Origin of the sequence: Flavobacterium circumlabens (genome assembly GCF_004345565.1) — a bacterium.
GTDB lineage: Bacteria > Bacteroidota > Bacteroidia > Flavobacteriales > Flavobacteriaceae > Flavobacterium > Flavobacterium circumlabens.
On sequence record NZ_SLWA01000008.1, the window covers coordinates 198702 to 218850 of the forward strand.

Sequence of the window (20149 nt, forward strand, 5' to 3'; positions counted from 1 at the left end):
ATTTATAAGTTAATTAAAATAGAATATATTTCTTCTAAAGCCGTTTCTCCTTCGGCCAAAATATCAAAAGCTTTTTCTGATAGTGATTTATAATTTTCATCGTTACTGAATAACTTCGTAACGGTATTGTTTTTTATGGCTTCGGTAATAACGGAATCAATGGTCAGCACTTCATAAATAGCCGTTCTTCCTTTGTATCCGGTATGAAAACACTGATTGCTGTTAATTTTGCACTGGGAAATAAAATTATTCCACAAGAAATTCAGAAAGACGAAAACTCCGGTATCGAAGGAAATTACAAAACTAAATCTTACGGTTTGCTCACGCTGTTACTGGCCCAATCATCAGTAGGAAATGACACCGTAACCTCAGCCCATTTTGTTGGAAGTTACGTTACGGACAAAACCGCTATTTATTTAACCAGCATTTCCAAATCGCTTACCTATTCGGGAACCGTTACATTAACGGGAAACAGCGAATTACCTTCCACTTTTATCGACGCGGCTTATATTAACAATAGTCCAAACAAACTTACCAATAACGGAAAAATTACCATTTCGGATATTCGATTGCCGGAAATAAATCCTGATTTTGAAAAAATATTTGAGCAGACACAAGGTTTAAAAACAGCGTTAAAAGATGTAGAAAAACCGAAAGATTCACTTTTCTACAATTCCTTTTTTTTTATCACAGAAAGACTTGTTAATTTTTTCGTAAAAATATAATTTTATTTTTCTTATCAAAGAAAATTCCCATTTTACTTTTGTTAAATCATGAAATATTTGAACTTTCTTGTGAAATTTATTGTGTTTAATTCAATAAATTAATAAAAAATGGCATTATATTGTAACGTTTTACCTACATGGTTTTTTATAACACAATAATTATGAATGTGTTGCGTTGTAAGTGGCTCATGCAATAAATATTTCGGTTTGACGTTGTCTGAAAATTGAAAGGCAAAAGACAACTGATGCGGATAATTCTAAAAGGGAAGGAATGCAAAATAAAATATGTTTTAAGTCCGTTTTATTTTGTGTGATCTGAAGTTTAAATTGAAATAGTCTCGTAACGCTCTTAACCTATATACCTTTTATTAAGGAAACAGGATTGTGAAAAGACAATGTACTATCTTTTTAGGATATATCCATAGTTTACATTTAGGTAAATAAAAAAAGCCGTAATCCTGAGATTACGGCTTTTAGTACGTGTTTTATGTTTGAATGTTGTATGCTTTAATTTCAGTGTACTAATTCAGAAATATTTAAAAATGATACTAAAATTCAGAAAACAAATACTTATTACTTTTTTGATGACGAATGGATTGTTTCCATTTACGTCTGTTATATTTTTAGATTAATTGATACTGCAATAATTAATTACTACAGGAGTTAAACTTTAAGTGCCTAAACAGAATTGTATGGATTTAAGCAACAATATGCTGTTATGTGCCTTAAATTTTTTGCAAAAGTACGAAGAGATGTTTTAATAAATTGTCAATTACAGGTTAAATTTATAAGTTATAATGTAAATTTTTATCTAAAAACAATATTCAAATTAAGTAATAGTAACTTTGTGAAGAAAAATCTCAATAAATTTATAATAGAAAACACACAACTCTTGCAGATGTTTTAAAATGGAACAATAATGAATTTTTCAAAACCATGATCACTTCTGATTTTAGAATCACAGGCTTAATCTTTTGATAATATTCCCGGACACATAAAAACTTTACTTTTAATGAAAACACTATAGTTATGGAAATCAACTGGACAATATTAGGAATTGTGGCTGCGGTTTTAATTGTTTTAATCGTATTCGTGATTAGAAAGAATCAAAAGGAGAAAAAGAAATTGACGGAATTTTTAAACAATGATTTTAAGAAAGCAGAAAAAGATGAACCGGATGTTGATAACACGGCAAATGAACGCTAGCTGCTCCTAAAGGAAGAAAAAAAGAAACCCTTGTAAAACTAGTTTTACAAGGGTTTTTAAATGATGTGGAGAATACCGGATTCGAACCGGTCACCTCTTGCCTGCCAGGCAAGCACTCTAGCCAAATGAGCTAATCCCCCAATGCGAGAGCAAATAAAGTCAATTATTTTTCAAAAAGCAAATTTCAAAACAGGTTCGGACGAAAATAATTACCAAAACCGTAACTTTACAATCAAATTTATATTTATGAGTTCAGAATATCAAAGCGGATCTTTGCAGACTACTATTCAAAATGCCGTTGCAACGGTACAATTTGGTCATCCGGCCAGTAATTCTTTTCCAAGACAATTATTGGATCGGCTTACTTCCGAAATTAATTGGTTAAGTAATAATGAAACAATCTCCGTAATCGTTCTTCAAAGTGAGGGAAATAAGGTTTTTTGTTCAGGCGCGTCTTTTGATGAACTTCTTGCAGTGGAAAATGAGGAGCAGGGCAAAGCATTTTTCTCTGGTTTTGCTCATTTATTAAATGCGATGAGGAAATGTTCGAAAATCATTATGGGCCGTGTTCAGGGAAAAGCCGTTGGCGGAGGTGTCGGTATTATAGCCGCTTGCGATTATACTTTGGCAACGCCGGAAAGTGCCGTAAAACTTTCTGAACTTGCCATTGGTATCGGACCTTTTGTAATTGAACCCGCTGTTTCGCGTAAAATTGGAAAAATGGCGATGGCCGAAATGACACTGGCTGCCCACGAATGGAAATCGGCAGACTGGGCGTTACAAAACGGACTTTTTTCGGCGATTCATGGGGCTAATGAACTTGATGCAGCTGTCGAGGATTTTGCACAAAAATTAAGTTCCTATAATCCGCAGGCTTTATTCGAAATGAAAAAGATCATTTGGGAAGGAACTGAAAACTGGGAAACATTACTCGTGGAACGTGCTGCGATTACCGGAAAACTGGTTTTGTCTGATTTTACCAGAAAGGCTTTGACACAGTTTAAGAAATAAATGTGTTAGTCTCAGTCTCATTCTTCATCAGAAAAATGGATGTTTTTGTAAGTTTATTTTTTTGCCGCAGATTTTAAAATTATTAAGGATTGATCCTTTAAATCCGGGAAATCTGTGGCAGATAGAACAAAGCTAAAAAAACACCCAAAAACGGTTATTAATTTGTAAATTTGCAACCTAAAATTCAAATCGATGAGTAATATCAGAATTACAAAACAATTTAGTTTCGAAACCGGTCACGCTTTGTACGGTTACGACGGAAAATGTAAAAACGTTCACGGGCACAGTTATAAATTATCGGTAACAGTTATTGGTTCACCAATCACAGACCGGTCTAATGTGAAATACGGAATGGTTATCGATTTTTCGGATCTAAAGAAAATTGTAAAAGAAGAAATCGTCGATCAGTTTGATCATGCGACTGTTTTTAATGAAACTACACCACATATCGAATTGGCAAATGAATTGAAAAATCGCGGTCATCACGTTATTCTAGTGGATTATCAGCCGACAAGCGAAAACATGGTAGTCGATTTTTCAGATAGAATTATTGCGCGTCTGCCTGCCGGAATTTCTCTTTTTTCCCTTAAACTTCAGGAAACCGAATCTTCATTCGCCGAATGGTTTGCGAGTGATAATGTTTAAATTCCAATAATAAAATTCCAAATTCCAAACGTTCGCAACTCATAACTCATAATTAATAACTCACAACTTAATGAAGAAAGTATATTTCGCTTCTGATCAGCATTTTGGTGCTCCGACTCCGGAGCTGAGTCTTCCCCGCGAACAAAAATTTGTGGCGTGGTTAGATGAAGTAAAACAGGATGCCGAAGCAATCTTTTTATTAGGGGATTTGTTTGATTTTTGGTTTGAATATAAAACGGTTGTACCAAAAGGTTTTGTGCGTGTTTTAGGAAAACTGGCTGAAATTCGGGATAGCGGAATTCCAATCTATTTCTTTGTTGGGAATCACGATTTATGGATGCATGATTACTTTCAAACGGAATTAAATATTCCAGTTTATCACGACAATAAAGAATTCACTTTTAACGGAAAAACATTCTTAATTGGCCACGGAGACGGGAAAGGTCCGGGAGACAAAGGCTATAAAAGAATGAAAAAGGTGTTTACAAATCCTTTTTCCAAATGGCTTTTCCGTTGGTTACATCCTGATGTTGGAGTAAGTTTAGCCCAATATTTATCGGTTAAAAACAAACTTATTTCGGGTGATGAAGATGTGAAATTTTTAGGGGAAGAAAACGAATGGCTGGTTTTGTATGCCAAACGTAAACTAGAAACGAAACATTATAATTACTTTATTTTTGGTCATCGCCATTTGCCAATGATTATTCCGGTTGGGGAAAACTCCAATTATGTAAATCTGGGTGACTGGATCGGATATTTTACCTATGGTGTTTTTGATGGTGAAACTTTTGAACTTCAGAAATTCGAAAAATAATTACTTTTTGCCTGGCGGATAAATCCCAATTTTATGAGTTCGTAAAGAATAACTGGTAATCGGAGCTTTATTGGATTGTTGAAAATGAATGGCTTTCGAATCCTGCTTCGGCATATGGCATTCCACACATTTATTCTCCAGCATAGATTTTGAAAGTGTTTTTATGGTTGTTGCCTTATGTTTGGTTTGCTGATGACAGCTCATGCAAATTTTGGAATAAGAGGCAAGATTCTGCGAGGCATCCTGATGCGGATTGTGACAGGACATGCAATCCATTGTCGGACTTTTCCTGAAACACTTACTCTGCGAAAGCAAACCAAGCTGATTTCCATGCACATCATAATTTAGGGTGTCCGGTGTACCCGGTCTCTCCCTGAAATAGTCCGTAAGGCTTTCTCCGGGCCTGAATTGAAATCTGGATTTTAGTTTCATTTTGTCATTCCCGGAATGGCATAAAGCGCAGGCGTCTATTTTTTGCTGCCTGTTCAGGTTTTTGAAGCCTGTAATATTCTGGGCGATTTTTAAATCCGGAAACTTTAAATGGGTCTGAACGTGTTTTTTGGCGGGGCCGTGGCAGCGTTCGCAATCTATTCCATAAATTAATGTTTTTTTGCTCATAAATTCTTCCACTTCCATTGTCATAAAAGTAATGCTGTCTGAGCTGGTAGTGATATATCTGCTTCCAATGTTGGAGCTATGACAGGCAAAACATTCTTTGTCTATTTTCCGCTCAAAATTAGGATTCACGGCCGAATATCCCGGACTTGTTGCCCAGCTGTTTATAGATTTATAATAGGAAATTGGTAATTCGTAAGTAAAATGATTTTTCCAATAGGCACTTGTCTGCGCATGTTTGGTTCCAAAAAGAATCTCAAAGGGATACGCTTTTGCTTCTTTTCCATTTTTATACAAAACCTGATAAAGAGTGTCGTTGCGTTCTTCCATGACCAGTTTGGTGTTTTTGTCATACACAAAAGTGTTTTTGCCATTGGTAAAATGACCCAGAATATTTTCTTTGGTTGCGGGTGCGGAAGCTTTGAAATGGGAACTGTGAAAAGCAGATTCATATTGCGTCTGATGACATTGTATGCAGTTTTCTGAACCTGCATAGTCGGTTCCGCGCGGATCAATGTATTCGTCAGATTTGTTGGTGCAGTTTGTGAGTAATACTGCCAGAACAACAATGGCAAAAAGAAACCTTATTTTTTTCATTGTAGTAAATATACTTTTTTTAGTTTAAATCTAAAATATATTTTTATAATGAAAAATAAGTGTTAAATAATTTCGAATGCGTCTTAATTTAAGCCAGCGCCGTAAACGTATTCTTCCAGTTCAATTTTGAATAAAGAGCCTTCCACCAGATCTTTAATGGAATTTAATTCTTTCATTGAAACCGCTAAATCAATTTGTGCGCAGGGTGTTTTGAGCAAAAATTTATGACAGGAGTTTTTTAGTTCGCAAGATTCACAACACGCATTTTCAATCAGACTGTCCTCAATCAATTCACAAAACTGATTCAATTCTGCAACCGTAAAATAGAAACCGGTTTCTTTAAAAACCAATTGTATTTTCTCTGATATCACTTCTTTTCCGTTCTTCCAGTAAAAAGCTATTCCAAAATTGTTGTGGTAAATTTGTTCAATTTCTCTCATTGTAAATCTTTTATTTCAACAAATATAAATATTATTTATATTAATTCTAAATAAAAAAATCATAAAATAAGACAAATTTTATTTAACAATTTACTGAAGTATAATTTATTGAAGCCATTTTTTTATATAAGATAGAAATTGTTTCTGCTGATCTGCAAATAAATAATGCGAACAATTATCTAAAAGAGCAAAGTGATTTTTACCCGCCAAATTTTTAATCGAACTGATTTGGGAGCTGGAAAAAATACCATCTTCTTTTCCGTAGATGGCGTAAATGGGAATTCCTTCGGCTTTTATCTTTTTTAAAGATAATCGGGTGTCTATGTTCCTGCGCTTTTCGTTTTGATAAAAAAGCAACGGAGCGTTCTTATTTCGGATATTGGTTTTGTTAAAAATACCCTCTTCGTAATCGGCATATAGTTTTTTAGAAGCTTTGGTAGGATTTGGTATTTTGAAATAATCATTATCACCCGCCAGGTCAAAACAATGCTTTCGGTACCCTGCGGAATTTTTATCCAGTTTTTCTACGTAAGCTATTTTATTAAGAGTTTTAGAATCACCTTTGTGACTTATTTTTAGAGAATTTAAAATATGATCGTAAGTTTCCTGCTGCGAAAACAGAGCACCAGCCAATACCAGTGCACTAACATTCTGAGGATATTTTTCAGTGTAAAGAGTCGCGACCAAACCGCCAAAACTATGGGAAAGAAGCACCGCTTTTTTTAAATTATATTTTTTGTAAATAGTATTTAAATCCTGAAAAGCTTCTTCGTAAGTAAATTTTGCATCAGGATCAGCAGATCTTCCTTCGCCTCTTCGGTCATAAGCAATTACATAAAAACCTAAGTTAGCCAGTTTTTGAGCCGTTGTAGCTTCAAATAAAGTTGCATTTCCACTTGGACCTCCATGAATAAAAATCAGGGCTTTCTTTGTTTTATCACCGTATGTTTTGATGTAAAGCTTTTGCCCGTTTACAAAACAGGAAATTACAAAACAGAAAGCCAACAAGATATGTTTCGTTATTCCATGTTTTGATGTTCTTCCATATCTTTTCGAAGGTCTAAGTTTCTGAAAGTGGGAGATTTTATTCCAAATCCAAGAACCGTTAAAAGGGTCATACTTCCTCCGAAAACAACAGAAGTTACAGTTCCCATCAGTTTGGCTGTTAAACCGCTTTCAAAAGCCCCTAATTCGTTTGATGAACCAACAAACATAGAATTTACAGCCGCAACTCTTCCGCGCATGTGATCGGGCGTTTTAAGCTGTAAAATGGTCTGGCGGATTACAACTGAAATTCCGTCGGCAACGCCACTCAGAAATAAAGCAACAACAGAGAGCCAGAAAAGGGTGGAAACGCCAAATAAGATGATGCACAATCCAAAAACAAAAATGGCAACTAAAAGTTTCATTCCGGCTTTTTTGTATAACGGAACGTAAGCAGAAATTAGCATCGTGATAAAAGCACCAATGGCAGGAGCAGCTCGTAATACGCCAAAACCTTCCGGTCCGACTTTTAAAATATCCTGTGCAAATACGGGTAATAAAGCTACCGCTCCTCCAAAAAGAACCGCAACCATATCAAGGGAAAGTACGCCTAAGATGGTTTTATTGTTGAATACAAATTTGATTCCTTCTTTTAAACTTTCCATAACCGGCTCCCCAATTTTTGGATTCATAATTGGTTTTTTCTCGATTTGTGATAAAGCCATTAATGAAAAAACAGAAAACCCGACCACGAGACACATGGACCAGTGAACCCCCATCCAGTTAATTGAAAAACCGGCTACGGCAGGTCCTAAAACCGAACCAATCTGCCACACCGAACTGCTCCAGGTAGCAGCATTCGGATATACTTTCTTCGGAACAATTAAGGATAAAAGCGAGAAGATAGTTGGCCCAAGAAATGCGCGAACCAAGCCGCCTAAAAAGACCAAAGCGTAAATAGAATACAAAATAACAGTGGGTGACCATTCGCCAACAATTTTGGGCCATGTCAATAAAAATAACCCAAAACTAATTACTGAAAATCCTAAAATACATTTTACCAGTAAGCCTTTTTTCTCTCGCTGATCGACAATGTGTCCCGCAAACAAAGCCATCGAAACGGCAGGAATAACTTCCATCAAACCAATAATTCCCAAAGAAAGCGGGTTTTTGGTTAAACTGTACACTTCCCATTCAATTACAATAAACTGCATCGACCAGGCAAAAACCATGGCAAAACGCAATAACAAAAACACATTAAATTCTCTGTAACGAAGCGCCTGATACGGATCGGCTTTTTTTAGTTTATCTGTCATTTGTTCTGATGTCTTTTAGCATAAGCTGAGTAGAAACGGTATTGTTCCACTCATTTTCAGCAATACAGTAGGCGAGCTGAAAGGGTTTTTGATTTTTTGTAAGTTCTATTTTTTTTCCGAGTCCAAAACCAATGGCGGCAATTCCGTCTGTGCTTCCGGGTTGTTTGACGAACAGTCTCAGATGTTCTTCGTCTGCTCCCAGAGTTTTGGCGTAACCGGTGTCTGTTACCTCTGATGTCATAAAAACGGGCGTCATATTCAGCGGGCCAAAAGGCTCGAATTGCTTTAAAATCCGGATCAGTTTTGGCGTAATGTCCGTGAAGTCTATTTCGGCATCAATCTCAATTTCCGGAGTTCGCATTTCCGGTAAGATGGTTGCTGAAACCTGTTTTTCAAAGGCATCTTTAAAGATGTTATAGTTTTCTGCTTTTAAGGTCATTCCCGCTGCATACATATGGCCTCCAAATTGCTCGAGATGATGGGCGCAGGCATCAAGTGCATTGTAAACGTCAAAGCCTTTTACAGATCGTGCAGAAGCGGCATATTTGTCACCGCTTTTGGTAAACACCAAGGTTGGGCGATAATACGTTTCGATTAACCTTGAAGCTACAATTCCGATCACGCCTTTGTGCCAGTCTTCCTGAAAAACAACGGTAGAAAATCGTTCTTCTTCGTTGTTTGCTATAATTTGCTGAAAAGCTTCTTTAGTGATTTTTTTGTCTAAATCTTTACGATCCGCATTGTATTGCTCAATTTCTGATGCAAATTGCTGTGCCTGCTCAAAATCAAATTCGGTCAGTAATTCAACCGCATGATTCCCGTGTTTGATTCTTCCGGCTGCATTTATTCTAGGTGAAATAATAAAAACAACATCGCTAATATCTAAAACTTTCTTTTTTATCTGGTGTACCAAAGCTTTAATTCCCGGTCTAGGATCACTGTTGATGACCTTTAATCCAAAATACGCCAAAACCCTGTTTTCCCCTGTAATCGGAACAATATCTGCCGCAATTGCCGTAGCGACCAAATCAAGATACGGAACTAAATCTGCTGTAGTTTCATTTCTGTTTTTTCCTAAAGCCTGAATCAGTTTAAAACCAACTCCGCAACCGCATAACTCGTCATACGGATACGAGCAGTCTTCTCTTTTCGGATCTAAAATCGCAACAGCATCGGGAAGAAATTCTCCGGGTCTGTGGTGATCGCAAATGATAAAGTCGATGTTTTTTTCTTTCGCGTAAGCGATGTGGTCAATTGATTTTATACCACAATCGAGTGCAATAATTAACGAAAAACCGTTATCGTCAGCGAAGTCAATTCCTTTAAAAGAAATTCCGTAACCTTCTTCATAACGATCCGGAATATAAGTCGCAATATTCGGATAATGTGATTTTAAATAAGAAGAAACCAGCGAAACAGCTGTTGTTCCGTCGACATCGTAATCACCGAAAACCAATATGTTTTCCTGATTTTCGATTGCCGATTCAATTCGGGCAACTGCTTTATCCATATCTTTCATTAAGAACGGATCATGCAGATGTTCTAATGAAGGGCGAAAGAAATTCTTCGCATCCTCAAAAGTTTCAATGCCACGCTGAATCAAAAGCGTTGCTACAAAATCTTCTACATTTAAGGCCTGAGCCAAATGTTTGACTTTATCTTCGGAAGGTTTTGGTTTTAATGTCCAACGCATTTTTTTATTGTAGATTTTAGAGTGATGATTTTAGATTATCAAAACTGCTGTTTATTAAAATTAGTAAATCTTCAGGATTTTTATTTTGACTTTTGAAGTGGTGAAATTCATGGTTCATTGATCTGTCTAACGCTTTTCCATCGTTAATTTTGATTAGATGTGGGAATCCTTTTCGATCAGAAACGTTTAATAGCATATGTAAAATAAATTCTCGATTCTCTTCATCTTTAATACGTTTACCTTCAAGAAAAACAGGTTTAATATCATTTGTAAGATTTGGAATAATATTCTTTTGAATATAATGATGATTGTTTTTTCGATTCGTATAGCAAAAGAATTTTTTTCCTTCAATAGATATTAAATAATTACTATATCTTTTTTTGAATCGTTTTCTTTGAAAAAAATCAAAGATTAAATAAATAAAAATTAGAGGAAGAAATAATATAGATAAAGGAATTACAACTATAATTAGAAATAGTATCACCGGGATTTCTTTTAATCTTTCCTCCATCTCTCCTTAATCAAATTAAAAATATATTTATTTCAATTCCAAAGCGTTTCCTTCAAACTGAATTCCGTCCCAGCCTGTGTTGATGAAATTTCGAATGTTTTGATGATTGGTTCCGTTTGGATCTCCCAAAACTTCATCAAAATAAATAGCACCAAAACAAGCCAAAGTTTCGTCTTTGGTTAAGTTTTGCAATTTGGCGAAAGAAAATAATTTGCAGGAACCGGAGTTTTCTCCTGCTGCATTGTGTTGTGTTCCGTTCTGAAAAGCGGTTGGAGTGAAGTTGTAATTTTCTTCTACAGTTGCAATTGTTTCGGCGAAAGCTACGTCATTTGGAGTCTGCTTTACTTTTTCTAAAAAGGCTTGTATATTCATAAGTATTGGCTTTGTTTTTTTGCCACGAATTACACAAATTATCGCGAATTTAATTAGTGGGAATTTGTGTAATTAGTGGCAGACTATTTTATTAATCTGCAAGAATTCTTTTTATCCCGATAGCTATCGGGAGTGGCTTGAATAATTTTAATCTTCTTCTTCTTCTTCTTCTTCTTCTTCTTCTTTTTCATCCTTAGAAAACTTGCTTTTCTTAGGTTCTTTTGTTATGGTTTTTCCGGCAACCACTACGACAATTTCACCGCGTGGGGCTGTTTTTTCAAAGTGCGTTAAAACTTCTTTGGCGGTTCCGCGGACATTTTCTTCGTGTAATTTTGATAATTCCCTGCAAACACAAATCTGTCTGTCTTCGCCGAAATAGGTCACAAATTCCACTAAAGTTTTTAGCAACTTGTGCGGGGAAACATACAGGATCATCGTTCTGGTTTCTTCGGCAAGGGCTAAAAATCGGGTTTGACGCCCTTTTTTTTCCGGAAGGAAACCTTCAAAAATAAAGCGGTCATTGGGTAGTCCGCTGTTGACCAAAGCGGGAACAAATGCGGTTGCGCCGGGTAAACATTCTACTTCTATCTTATTTTCGACGCAGGCACGCGTCAGTAAAAAGCCCGGATCTGAAATGGCAGGTGTTCCGGCATCAGAAATTAGTGCGATGGTTTCACCGGCTTTTAAACGGGCAATCAGATTCTCGGTCGTCTTGTGCTCATTGTGCATGTGATGGCTGTACATGTGGGTGCCAATTTCAAAATGCTTTAAAAGCTTTCCACTCGTTCGGGTATCTTCGGCTAAGATCAAGTCGACTTCTTTCAGAATGCGAATGGCACGAAAAGTCATGTCTTCAAGGTTGCCTATTGGTGTTGGAACGATATATAATTTCGACATAGTTTTTTATATTATAACACGAATTTCAAAAATTCACAGAGATTGCAGCTGTTTTTACTTTTTAGGAGAATTTCTTTTCTACAATTTCCAGAAAACGTTGTGCGTAATCGTCTTTTCCTTCCCAATTGTTGTAATCCGGTTTTACCATGTTTTCGATAAAATTAACAGCTTCACCGTAAGAATCAAAAGTCAGTAATTGATTTAAAACACGACTGTAATCTTCGGTACTGCCTGCGAAAAGATTTTTGGTGAATGCAATTCGATCATTCAGATCAATATGAAAACCTTTTCCTAATTTCTCGTTTAACGGAACGGCTTTCGGTTTTGCCGATTCCAGAATGGCAGTTTTTACTTCCTCTTCTTTCAATTCGTTTATGGTTGGAGTTGGAGCGGAGGCTATATTTTCGAAACTGTCCACTTTTACAAATTGGGCATCAGCATAATTAACGCCCAATATATCTTCAAACGAAATATGAACCGCATCTGACCTGGCAGGAACTTCAATTTTCGGTTGTTCGTCTTCTATTTTTTCTTCTGTTTCTAATTCAAACGAGGGTTTGAAGTCAGGAATTGGTTTTAAATCATTAACCGTTCTAAAAGAGAATTCTTCAGTGGTTTCAGGTTCTTTTTCATTTTCAATTACTGTTTCTTCAACTGCTTCAACAGGTTCCGCTGCGGCGACAGGTTCTTCAACAGTTTCCGCTACTGGTTCCGGAAGTATTTCTTCGGGAATTTCAGCAACAATTTCTTCTTTTATTTCTTCCGTAACTTCAGGTTCAGGTGTTGTTTCAGTTACAATTTCTTCAACAGGAGGGGGAGTTTCTTCTTCAGCTTTACTCGTATCCGGAATATTTATTTCTTCTTTTTCAAAAACAGTTTCGATTGTAGATTCGATTTCGCTGCGTCCGATTGTTGGTTTTAACGTATCAAAATTTTCATCTACAAATTTCAAAACCGCCAGTTTTTCATATAATTTCTGTGTTTCAAGATACAATTGATTGATATCGGATTTATTTTTTAGTTTTAAAATTCGATGTGCAATGCTGATTAAATCGGCTTCCAATTTTTTTTTCATAACTGTTGAAATTATAGTGAATACGGTATTTTAAGATATTTTGTAATTTTTTTGAATGTCTTTAATTCCTGATGGAATTTCGCGTGGTATTATTTTTATTTCTGTTAATAAGGCTTTGCGAATCTTCAATTTCGATAAAAATTTTCTACTTTTGAAAAAATGTAAAACATCAAATTTTTACATTAATTTATTACCAGTACAAAGTAATAAAAACTATTCATTTTAAAAGGCAGAAAAATACAAAATGTTTCTCGAAAATACAGTAAATCACAAAGAACAGTTTGGTTGGATTGAAGTTATTTGTGGATCAATGTTTTCGGGTAAAACCGAGGAGTTAATCCGCAGATTAAAACGCGCTCAATTTGCCAAACAAAAAGTCGAAATTTTTAAACCCGCTATTGATACCCGCTATCATGATGAAATGGTGGTATCTCACGATGCCAACGAAATTCGTTCCACTCCGGTACCTGCCGCTGCCAATATTGCTATTCTGGCACAAGGCTGTGATGTAATCGGTATTGATGAAGCACAGTTTTTTGATGATGAAATTGTTACTGTTTGTAATGATTTGGCCAATCAGGGAATTCGTGTAATTGTAGCCGGACTGGATATGGATTTTAAAGGAAATCCCTTTGGCCCGATGCCGGCACTTATGGCAACTGCTGAGTATGTGACCAAAGTTCATGCGGTTTGTACCAGAACCGGAAATTTAGCGAACTACAGTTTTAGGAAAACCGATAATGATAAATTGGTTATGCTTGGTGAAACGGAAGAATATGAACCGCTTAGCCGTGCAGCGTATTATAATGCCATGAAAAAAAATCAGGAAAAATAGATTTCTCTTTTGATTTTCTAAAGAATATTTAAGCCAAAATTAACCATGCAGGAAAAAGAAAATAAAAGAAAACAGAATATACGTTTATTGATTGCAATTGCAATTGCATTGATTTTAGTGGTTTTAAGTCAGTTTTATTTCTATCAGGGTACCAACGCATTAGATAGTGAAATAACGGAATTGGTAGCGAAGTATAATAAAAATTGCCCCTTAATAATCCAGGAAGGGATTCGTCTGGACAGTGTAAGTTTACCCGATAACAAAGCTGCTCAGTATAACTTAACCCTGCTGCATGTAGAAAAGAAAACTGCAGATATAAGTCTGATACAAAAAGAAATTGAAAAAAGTCTGGTCAGTACTGCGAAAGCAAATCCGGGTCTTCAGGCTTTCAGGGATAATGATTTTGCATTGTTTTACAGTTACAGTGACCAAAACAAAGTCTTTTTGTTTAAAATTACCATAGCACCGGATCAATATAAATAATTGGAACGTTTTATACTCGTAAAAATATTAAACCCGACCGGTTTTTAAAAATCGGTCGGGTTTAATATTTTAAAAAGTTAAAAGAAAAGTTAAATTTTCTTTCGCATCCTTGCCACCGGAATATCAAGCTGTTCGCGATATTTGGCGATTGTTCTTCTCGCAATCGGATAGCCTTTTTCTTTTAGTATATCAGCCAGTTGATCGTCCGGAAGAGGTTTCTTTTTGTCTTCTTCTTCAATCGTATTCTGAAGTATTTTTTTGATCTCTAAAGTTGAAACATCTTCACCCTGATCATTTTTCATGGCCTCAGAGAAGAATTCCTTAATCAGTTTTGTTCCGTAAGGTGTTTCTACATATTTGCTGTTGGCCACACGGGAAATCGTTGAAATGTCCAATCCAACCATATCTGCAATGTCTTTTAAGATCATTGGTTTTAGCTTCGTTTCGTCGCCATCCAGGAAGTATTCCTCCTGATAATGCATAATGGCATTCATGGTCACAAAAAGCGTCTCCTGACGCTGTCTTATCGCGTCTATAAACCATTTGGCAGAATCCAGCTTTTGTTTGATAAACTGAACGGCATCTTTTTGAGCACTCGATTTATCACGGGAATCTTTATACGTCTGCATCATTTCCTGATAATCCTTGGAAACGTGCAGGGAAGGGGCATTTCTTCCGTTTAAGGTCAGTTCCAGCTCGCCGTCTGTAATTCGGATCGCAAAATCCGGAACTACGTTTTCTGTCACTTTATTGTTTCCGGTGTAAGATCCTCCCGGTTTTGGGTTTAGTCTTTCAATTTCGTGAATCGCTTTTTTAAGCTGTTCGTTAGAAACACTGTATTTCTGCAATAGTTTATCGTAATGTTTCTTGGTAAAAGCATCAAACTGATTTTCGATAATATCAATGGCCAAATCAACATATTCGGTTGGTGTTTTGTGCTTTAACTGCAATAATAAACATTCCTGTAAATCACGTGCCCCGACTCCCGAAGGTTCCAGTTCGTGAATTACATGCAGCATTTTTTCAACCATCACATCATCGGTATAAATACCCTGTGTAAAAGCCATGTCGTCTACAATGTCGGCAACACTTCTGCGGATGTATCCCATGTCATCAATACTTCCTACGAGGAATTCAGCGATTTCGCGCTCTTCATCATTCAGAATAAAAGTATTCAGCTGATTGATTAAATCCTGATGAAAACTAATCGGAGAAGCAAAAGGAGTTTCGCGTTCTTCTTCGTCTCCGTAATTGTTAACCTGCGTTTTGTAATCCGGGGTATCGTCGTCGCTTAAGTATTCGTCTATGTTAATGTCGTCTGCTTCAATTCTGTCCGATTCTGCATCGTCATAATCGTCGTATTCTTCATTCGCAAATTCGTCTGCTTCGTATTCGTCTTCTTTTCCGGCTTCTAAAGCCGGATTTTCGTTCATTTCTTCTAATAAACGTTGTTCAAAAGCTTGCGTAGGCAATTGAATTAACTTCATCAGCTGAATTTGCTGTGGAGATAATTTTTGGGATAATTTTAAATTTAAAAATTGCTTTAGCATTGATATTTGTTAAAAGTTTCAAGTTTCAGGTTTCAGGTTTGCTGAACGTACAACAACCTGAAACTTGAAACCTGAAACAAATTTTATAACTTTTTTTTAAAACTCTGCATTCCCCGGAGTTCTCGGGAAAGGAATTACGTCTCTGATGTTTGTCATTCCTGTTACAAACAATACCAGACGCTCAAATCCAAGGCCGAAACCTGCGTGCGTTGCCGATCCGAATCTTCTGGTGTCTAAATACCAGGATAATTCTTCTTCGTCGATTTCCAGGGCTTTCATTTTTTCAATTAAAACATCGTAACGCTCTTCTCTTTCAGAACCACCTACGATTTCTCCAATTCCCGGGAAAAGGATGTCCATGGCGCGAACTGTTTTTCCGTCTTCATTCAGACGCATGTAAAATGCTTTGATGTTGGCCGGGTAATCAAATAAAATTACCGGACATTTAAAGTGTTTTTCTACTAAATAACGCTCGTGCTCTGACTGTAAATCAGCGCCCCATTCGTTAATGATATAGTTGAATTTTTTCTTTTTGTTCGGAGTGGAATCTCTCAGAATGTCAATGGCTTCCGTATAAGAAACACGTTTGAAGTTATTCTCCAAAACGAAATTCAGTTTTTCCAGCAATGGCATTTCGCTTCTGTCAGCCTGTGGTTTTGATTTTTCTTCTTCTAAAAGTCTTCCTTCCAGAAATTTCAAATCATCACCGCAATTGTCCAAAGCATATTTGATTACGTACTGAATAAAATCTTCAGCCAAATCCATGTTGTCATCCAGATCATTGAACGCCACTTCAGGCTCGATCATCCAGAACTCTGCCAGGTGACGGGAAGTGTTGGAGTTTTCAGCTCTGAAAGTTGGTCCAAACGTATAAATCTGTCCCAAAGCCATAGCGAAAGTTTCCCCTTCTAATTGCCCTGAAACCGTTAAGTTTGTTTCTTTCCCGAAGAAATCTTCTTTATAATTTACTTTTCCGTCTTCTGTTCTTGGAGTGTTGTCAAATGGCAAAGCGGTCACTTTAAACATTTCTCCTGCACCTTCCGCATCAGAACCGGTAATGATTGGCGTATTTACATACACAAAACCTTTTTCCTGGAAATATTTGTGCACCGCAAATGACAATACCGAACGCACACGCATAATAGCGCCAAAAGCATTCGTACGTACACGTAAATGCGCATTTTCACGTAAAAATTCAAGGGAATGTTTTTTAGGCTGCATTGGGAATTTCTCCGCATCTGAATCTCCAAGAATTTCCAGAGTTTTAACCTGAATTTCATATTTCTGACCAGCGCCTTTGCTCTCCACCAAAGTTCCGGTTACAGAAACTGCAGCTCCGGTTGTAACTCTTTTCAGGGTTTCCTCCGGTGTATTTTCAAAATCAACAACACATTGTATATTATTAATGGTAGAACCGTCGTTTAGCGCGATGAACTGATTATTTCTAAAAGTTCTCACCCATCCTTTTGCATTAACTTCCTGAAGCGTCGTAGTACTGTTTAATAAGTCTTTAACTTTTGTGTGTTTCATTTTATATATAAGGTTGAAATTAAATTATTTGTTGTGTAATACTGCAAATATAAACGATAATAATTAAAATTAGAAGCTATTTCCCGCTATCCGCTTGTATCTTTTTCTGTCTAAAGGAGCCAGAAAAAGGATACCGCTGCTATCGGGGCTAGGGCTCCGGTTTTCATAAGAGCTCTACTATGTCATTTCGACGAAGGAGAAATCACATTCCGAGAGCAACGATCGTGGATGCACTAGTGTGATTTCTCCTTCGTCGAAATGACAAGCAGTGTTTTATCAATTCGTGCTAATTCGTGCAATTCGTGGCAAAAAAAACTAACCCTCCAAATTCTCCAAATCCTCCTTCTTCGCTTTTTTCTTCTCAAAAGTCAGAACTAAAGCAGGTAAAACCAATAAATTGGCAAACATAGCAAAGGCAAGTGTGCAGGAAATTAATCCGCCAAGCGCAATTGTTCCGCTAAAGCTCGAAAGCGTGAAAGTAGCAAAACCTAAAATCAAAACTACCGAAGTATAAAAAGTACTGATTCCGGTTTCTCTTAAGGCACTAAAAACAGATTTTTTTACTTTACCGTTGTTCTGCAATAAATCATGTTTGTATTTTGCCATAAACTGAATCGCGTTATCAACCGAAATTCCAAACGCAATACTAAATACTAAAATCGTCGATGGTTTCAACGGAATCCCGAAATAACCCATTAACCCGGATGTAATACACAGCGGCAAAATATTCGTAATAACAGAAGCAAAAACCATTTTAAACGAACGGAATAAATACAACATCAAAGCTGCAATTACCAAAATAGCAAAAATCAAAGATTCAATTAAGTTGTCTACCAGATACGATGTTCCTTTCTGGAAAACCAAAGCTTTTCCGGTAATGGTCACTTCATAACGATCGCCTGGGAAAATCTCATCGATTTTGGCGTGCAGTTTTTTCTCCACTTTCGCCATTTCATCCGTACCAATATCTCTCATGAAAGTCGTGATTCGGGCATATTGTCCTGTCGAATCCACATAACTTTTCATTAAATTATCTTTGCTGTTTTTTGTTGCATTTTTAGCATACGACAAAATAAAAGTCTGTTCCTGCGAAGTCGGCAATTGGTAATATTCCGGATTTCCGTTATAAAAAGCCTGTTTCGAATATTTAACCAGATTCACTACCGAAACCGGTTTTGATAATTCCGGCATTGCTGCAATCGTATTTTGCAATTCATCCATTTTGCGCATGGTCGATAATTTCATAACCCCTTTTTTGTGTTTGGTGTCAATCATTATTTCGAGTGGCATTACGCCGTTGAATTCTTTTTCGTAGAATAAAATATCTTTAAAAAAGGAAGCGCTTTTAGGCATTTCACCAATCAGACTACCGGAAACTTTCATTTGCGAAACTCCGATAACACTAAAAACCAAAAGCAATCCGTAAAGGGTATAAATGACTTTTCGTTTGTTTTTTACCACATTTTCAACAAAGTCAAGTAAAGTTGAAATGTATGTTTTGGTCAAATGATACAAATGTTTTTCATTCGGCATTGACATAAAACTGTACACAATTGGCACAATCAAAAGGGTCAGTAAATAAACCGAAATTACATTGATGGAAGTCACAAGTCCAAATTCAAAAAGTAAATCGTTACCTGTGATCATAAAAGTCGCAAAACCAATCGCAGTGGTTAAATTCGTCATTAAAGTCGAAACGCCAATTTTAGAAATAATCCGTTGCAAAGCTTTTGCCTGATTGCTGTGGAGTTTGATTTCCTGCTGGTATTTATTGATCAGGAAAATACAGTTTGTAATTCCGATTACGATAATCAATGGCGGAATAATAGCCGTTAAAACCGTGATTTTATAATGAAACAATCCTAGCGTTCCAAACGACCAGATGACACCCACTATTAAAATACAGATGGAAATAAATGTAGCCCTGAAGGAACGGAAAAAGAAAAAGAAAATTAAAGAAACGGTAAACAAGGCTGCTCCGATAAAAAGCCCAATCTCGCCTTTCATGTTATCTGCATTGATGGTTCGGATGTATGGCATTCCTGAAACACGAAGATCAACTCCCGTAGTTTTTTCGAATTTATCGATTTTCGGGACTAGATTTTCAAGGATGAAAGTTTTTCTTTCGGCGGTGTTTACCAGTGCTTTATTGATGTAAACCGCAGATCTCACACTACCGCTTTCTTTGTTAAACAACAATCCTTCGTAAAAAGGTAAATTGTGAAACAAGTCGTACTGAACGCTTTTTAAATAAGCAGGATCATGCGTTTTACTTTGATTGATAAAAGGCGACAAAACGAATTTTTCGTTAACCGTATCCTTTTCTAATTTCTTTAAATCATTTAATGAAACAACCAAATCAACTTCTTTCGAATTTTTTAAGCCTGTCATTAATTCATTCCAGGCAGCGTAATTTTTGGGTGTAAAAAAGTTGGGATCTTTAAAACCAATAACAACAAGATTTCCTTCTTCACCAAACTTATCTAAAAACTTCTGATACTCTTTATTTGCAATATGATCCTTAGGAAGTAAATTGGCTTCGGTATAAGTCATAGCCAGATTTTTCCATTGGAAAGCAAGGAATACTGTTAAAGCAGTAAGAATAATCAGAATTGTTATTCTGTTTTTAAGTATGAGTCGGGCTATTTTTTCCCAAAATCCAACTTGAATTGTGTTTTTCATAAAATCTTTAAAATGGTTGCAAATGTAGTGAAAAGCGCTCTAAATCATAATTAATCGACCTCGTTTTTACTTTTTGTTAACACAAATGGCGATATTGCTTTTGCAATAATATTGGGTTCTTTTGATGGTTTCTCCACAGCCTTTTCTCATATTTGTATTCAAATTTAA

At 36.3% G+C, this 20149-nt stretch carries 20 protein-coding genes and 1 tRNA gene; 7 read left to right on the forward strand and 14 right to left on the reverse strand.

Going from position 1 to position 20149, the window contains the following annotated elements; all coding sequences use genetic code 11:
- Positions 1-2 precede the first annotated feature (2 nt).
- Positions 3-170: a hypothetical protein gene (locus EV142_RS18470; RefSeq protein WP_194100252.1), complete on the reverse strand. Its 168-nt coding sequence runs from the start codon at positions 168-170 to the stop codon at positions 3-5.
- A 33-nt stretch (positions 171-203) separates the two neighbouring features.
- Between EV142_RS18470 and EV142_RS18475 the strand changes: the two genes are divergently transcribed.
- Together EV142_RS18475 and EV142_RS24170 are read left to right on the forward strand one after the other, a co-directional pair.
- On the forward strand, positions 204-725 hold the full coding sequence (locus EV142_RS18475; protein ID WP_162304651.1) for a hypothetical protein: 522 nt from the start codon (positions 204-206) through the stop codon (positions 723-725).
- Between the two features lie 1029 nt (positions 726-1754).
- Complete coding sequence (locus tag EV142_RS24170) at positions 1755-1931, forward strand: FeoB-associated Cys-rich membrane protein (protein WP_164502541.1); 177 nt, start codon at positions 1755-1757, stop codon at positions 1929-1931.
- Between the two features lie 66 nt (positions 1932-1997).
- On the opposite strand, the gene EV142_RS18480 is transcribed toward EV142_RS24170, so the two are convergent.
- Positions 1998-2071, reverse strand: a tRNA-Ala gene (locus EV142_RS18480).
- 106 nt (positions 2072-2177) lie between these two features.
- Between EV142_RS18480 and EV142_RS18485 the strand changes: the two genes are divergently transcribed.
- The 3 genes from EV142_RS18485 to EV142_RS18495 all read left to right on the forward strand — a co-directional run bounded on the left by EV142_RS18485 (position 2178) and on the right by EV142_RS18495 (position 4401).
- Complete coding sequence (locus EV142_RS18485; RefSeq protein WP_132037324.1) at positions 2178-2942, forward strand: enoyl-CoA hydratase/isomerase family protein; 765 nt, start codon at positions 2178-2180, stop codon at positions 2940-2942.
- Between the two features lie 192 nt (positions 2943-3134).
- Positions 3135-3587, forward strand: a complete 453-nt coding sequence (locus EV142_RS18490; RefSeq protein WP_132037325.1) for a 6-pyruvoyl trahydropterin synthase family protein — start codon at positions 3135-3137, stop codon at positions 3585-3587.
- Positions 3588-3657: 70 nt separating this feature from the next.
- Complete coding sequence (locus EV142_RS18495; RefSeq protein ID WP_162304653.1) at positions 3658-4401, forward strand: UDP-2,3-diacylglucosamine diphosphatase; 744 nt, start codon at positions 3658-3660, stop codon at positions 4399-4401.
- Here the strand turns inward: EV142_RS18495 and EV142_RS18500 are convergent, their stop codons facing one another.
- The 9 genes from EV142_RS18500 to EV142_RS18540 all read right to left on the reverse strand — a co-directional run bounded on the left by EV142_RS18500 (position 4402) and on the right by EV142_RS18540 (position 12901).
- Positions 4402-5613 (reverse strand): cytochrome c3 family protein, encoded by a 1212-nt coding sequence (locus EV142_RS18500; protein WP_132037327.1) that lies wholly within the window; start codon positions 5611-5613, stop codon positions 4402-4404.
- Between the two features lie 83 nt (positions 5614-5696).
- Positions 5697-6053 carry a hypothetical protein gene (locus EV142_RS18505; protein ID WP_132037328.1) on the reverse strand — a complete coding sequence of 119 codons (357 nt, stop codon included), beginning with the start codon at positions 6051-6053 and terminating at the stop codon, positions 5697-5699.
- Between the two features lie 105 nt (positions 6054-6158).
- Entirely contained in the window at positions 6159-7058 is a 900-nt protein-coding gene (locus tag EV142_RS18510; protein WP_238698754.1) for an alpha/beta hydrolase, read from the reverse strand.
- A gap of 14 nt (positions 7059-7072) precedes the next feature.
- A complete protein-coding gene (locus tag EV142_RS18515; protein WP_132037329.1) occupies positions 7073-8353 on the reverse strand; it encodes an MFS transporter in 1281 nt (426 codons plus the stop codon).
- Positions 8343-10046: a single-stranded-DNA-specific exonuclease RecJ gene (gene recJ, locus EV142_RS18520; protein WP_132037330.1), complete on the reverse strand. Its 1704-nt coding sequence runs from the start codon at positions 10044-10046 to the stop codon at positions 8343-8345. Before recJ ends, EV142_RS18515 begins: the two co-directional genes overlap by 11 nt.
- Positions 10047-10062: 16 nt before the next feature.
- Positions 10063-10557, reverse strand: coding sequence for a hypothetical protein (locus EV142_RS18525; protein ID WP_132037331.1), 495 nt, complete (start codon positions 10555-10557; stop codon positions 10063-10065).
- 27 nt (positions 10558-10584) lie between these two features.
- Positions 10585-10929 carry a HopJ type III effector protein gene (locus tag EV142_RS18530; protein ID WP_132037332.1) on the reverse strand — a complete coding sequence of 115 codons (345 nt, stop codon included), beginning with the start codon at positions 10927-10929 and terminating at the stop codon, positions 10585-10587.
- 147 nt (positions 10930-11076) lie between these two features.
- On the reverse strand, positions 11077-11826 hold the full coding sequence (rsmI, locus tag EV142_RS18535) for a 16S rRNA (cytidine(1402)-2'-O)-methyltransferase (protein ID WP_132037333.1): 750 nt from the start codon (positions 11824-11826) through the stop codon (positions 11077-11079).
- A 61-nt stretch (positions 11827-11887) separates the two neighbouring features.
- Positions 11888-12901, reverse strand: coding sequence for a hypothetical protein (locus EV142_RS18540; RefSeq protein ID WP_132037334.1), 1014 nt, complete (start codon positions 12899-12901; stop codon positions 11888-11890).
- A 244-nt stretch (positions 12902-13145) separates the two neighbouring features.
- Here EV142_RS18540 and EV142_RS18545 point away from each other — a divergent pair, with 244 nt between their 5' ends.
- Entirely contained in the window at positions 13146-13736 is a 591-nt protein-coding gene (locus tag EV142_RS18545; protein WP_042565610.1) for a thymidine kinase, read from the forward strand.
- Positions 13737-13781: 45 nt separating this feature from the next.
- Positions 13782-14219: a hypothetical protein gene (locus EV142_RS18550; RefSeq protein ID WP_132037335.1), complete on the forward strand. Its 438-nt coding sequence runs from the start codon at positions 13782-13784 to the stop codon at positions 14217-14219.
- An 89-nt stretch (positions 14220-14308) separates the two neighbouring features.
- On the opposite strand, the gene rpoN is transcribed toward EV142_RS18550, so the two are convergent.
- From rpoN to EV142_RS18565, 3 genes are all read right to left on the reverse strand, one after another.
- The gene (gene rpoN, locus EV142_RS18555) at positions 14309-15769 is read right to left on the reverse strand and encodes an RNA polymerase factor sigma-54 (protein WP_132037336.1); all 1461 of its coding nucleotides are present in this window, start codon (positions 15767-15769) and stop codon (positions 14309-14311) included.
- Positions 15770-15865: 96 nt separating this feature from the next.
- Positions 15866-17299 (reverse strand): asparagine--tRNA ligase, encoded by a 1434-nt coding sequence (asnS, locus tag EV142_RS18560; RefSeq protein ID WP_132037337.1) that lies wholly within the window; start codon positions 17297-17299, stop codon positions 15866-15868.
- Between the two features lie 315 nt (positions 17300-17614).
- Positions 17615-19981, reverse strand: a complete 2367-nt coding sequence (locus tag EV142_RS18565; protein ID WP_132037338.1) for an efflux RND transporter permease subunit — start codon at positions 19979-19981, stop codon at positions 17615-17617.
- Positions 19982-20149: the final 168 nt, after the last annotated feature.

Bases quoted from the DNA above. Each gene is read 5' to 3' on its own strand.
- EV142_RS18530 (WP_132037332.1), bottom strand. From the start codon at position 10,929: ATGAATATACAAGCCTTTTTAGAAAAAGTAAAGCAGACTCCAAATGAC.
- asnS (WP_132037337.1), bottom strand. From the start codon at position 17,299: ATGAAACACACAAAAGTTAAAGACTTATTAAACAGTACTACGACGCTT.
- recJ (WP_132037330.1), bottom strand. From the start codon at position 10,046: ATGCGTTGGACATTAAAACCAAAACCTTCCGAAGATAAAGTCAAACAT.
- EV142_RS24170 (WP_164502541.1), top strand. From the start codon at position 1,755: ATGGAAATCAACTGGACAATATTAGGAATTGTGGCTGCGGTTTTAATT.
- EV142_RS18525 (WP_132037331.1), bottom strand. From the start codon at position 10,557: ATGGAGGAAAGATTAAAAGAAATCCCGGTGATACTATTTCTAATTATA.
- EV142_RS18475 (WP_162304651.1), top strand. From the start codon at position 204: ATGAAAACACTGATTGCTGTTAATTTTGCACTGGGAAATAAAATTATT.
- EV142_RS18515 (WP_132037329.1), bottom strand. From the start codon at position 8,353: ATGACAGATAAACTAAAAAAAGCCGATCCGTATCAGGCGCTTCGTTAC.
- EV142_RS18495 (WP_162304653.1), top strand. From the start codon at position 3,658: ATGAAGAAAGTATATTTCGCTTCTGATCAGCATTTTGGTGCTCCGACT.
- EV142_RS18565 (WP_132037338.1), bottom strand. From the start codon at position 19,981: ATGAAAAACACAATTCAAGTTGGATTTTGGGAAAAAATAGCCCGACTC.
- EV142_RS18545 (WP_042565610.1), top strand. From the start codon at position 13,146: ATGTTTCTCGAAAATACAGTAAATCACAAAGAACAGTTTGGTTGGATT.
- EV142_RS18485 (WP_132037324.1), top strand. From the start codon at position 2,178: ATGAGTTCAGAATATCAAAGCGGATCTTTGCAGACTACTATTCAAAAT.
- EV142_RS18550 (WP_132037335.1), top strand. From the start codon at position 13,782: ATGCAGGAAAAAGAAAATAAAAGAAAACAGAATATACGTTTATTGATT.
- EV142_RS18540 (WP_132037334.1), bottom strand. From the start codon at position 12,901: ATGAAAAAAAAATTGGAAGCCGATTTAATCAGCATTGCACATCGAATT.
- EV142_RS18490 (WP_132037325.1), top strand. From the start codon at position 3,135: ATGAGTAATATCAGAATTACAAAACAATTTAGTTTCGAAACCGGTCAC.
- rpoN (WP_132037336.1), bottom strand. From the start codon at position 15,769: ATGCTAAAGCAATTTTTAAATTTAAAATTATCCCAAAAATTATCTCCA.
- rsmI (WP_132037333.1), bottom strand. From the start codon at position 11,826: ATGTCGAAATTATATATCGTTCCAACACCAATAGGCAACCTTGAAGAC.
- EV142_RS18505 (WP_132037328.1), bottom strand. From the start codon at position 6,053: ATGAGAGAAATTGAACAAATTTACCACAACAATTTTGGAATAGCTTTT.
- EV142_RS18500 (WP_132037327.1), bottom strand. From the start codon at position 5,613: ATGAAAAAAATAAGGTTTCTTTTTGCCATTGTTGTTCTGGCAGTATTA.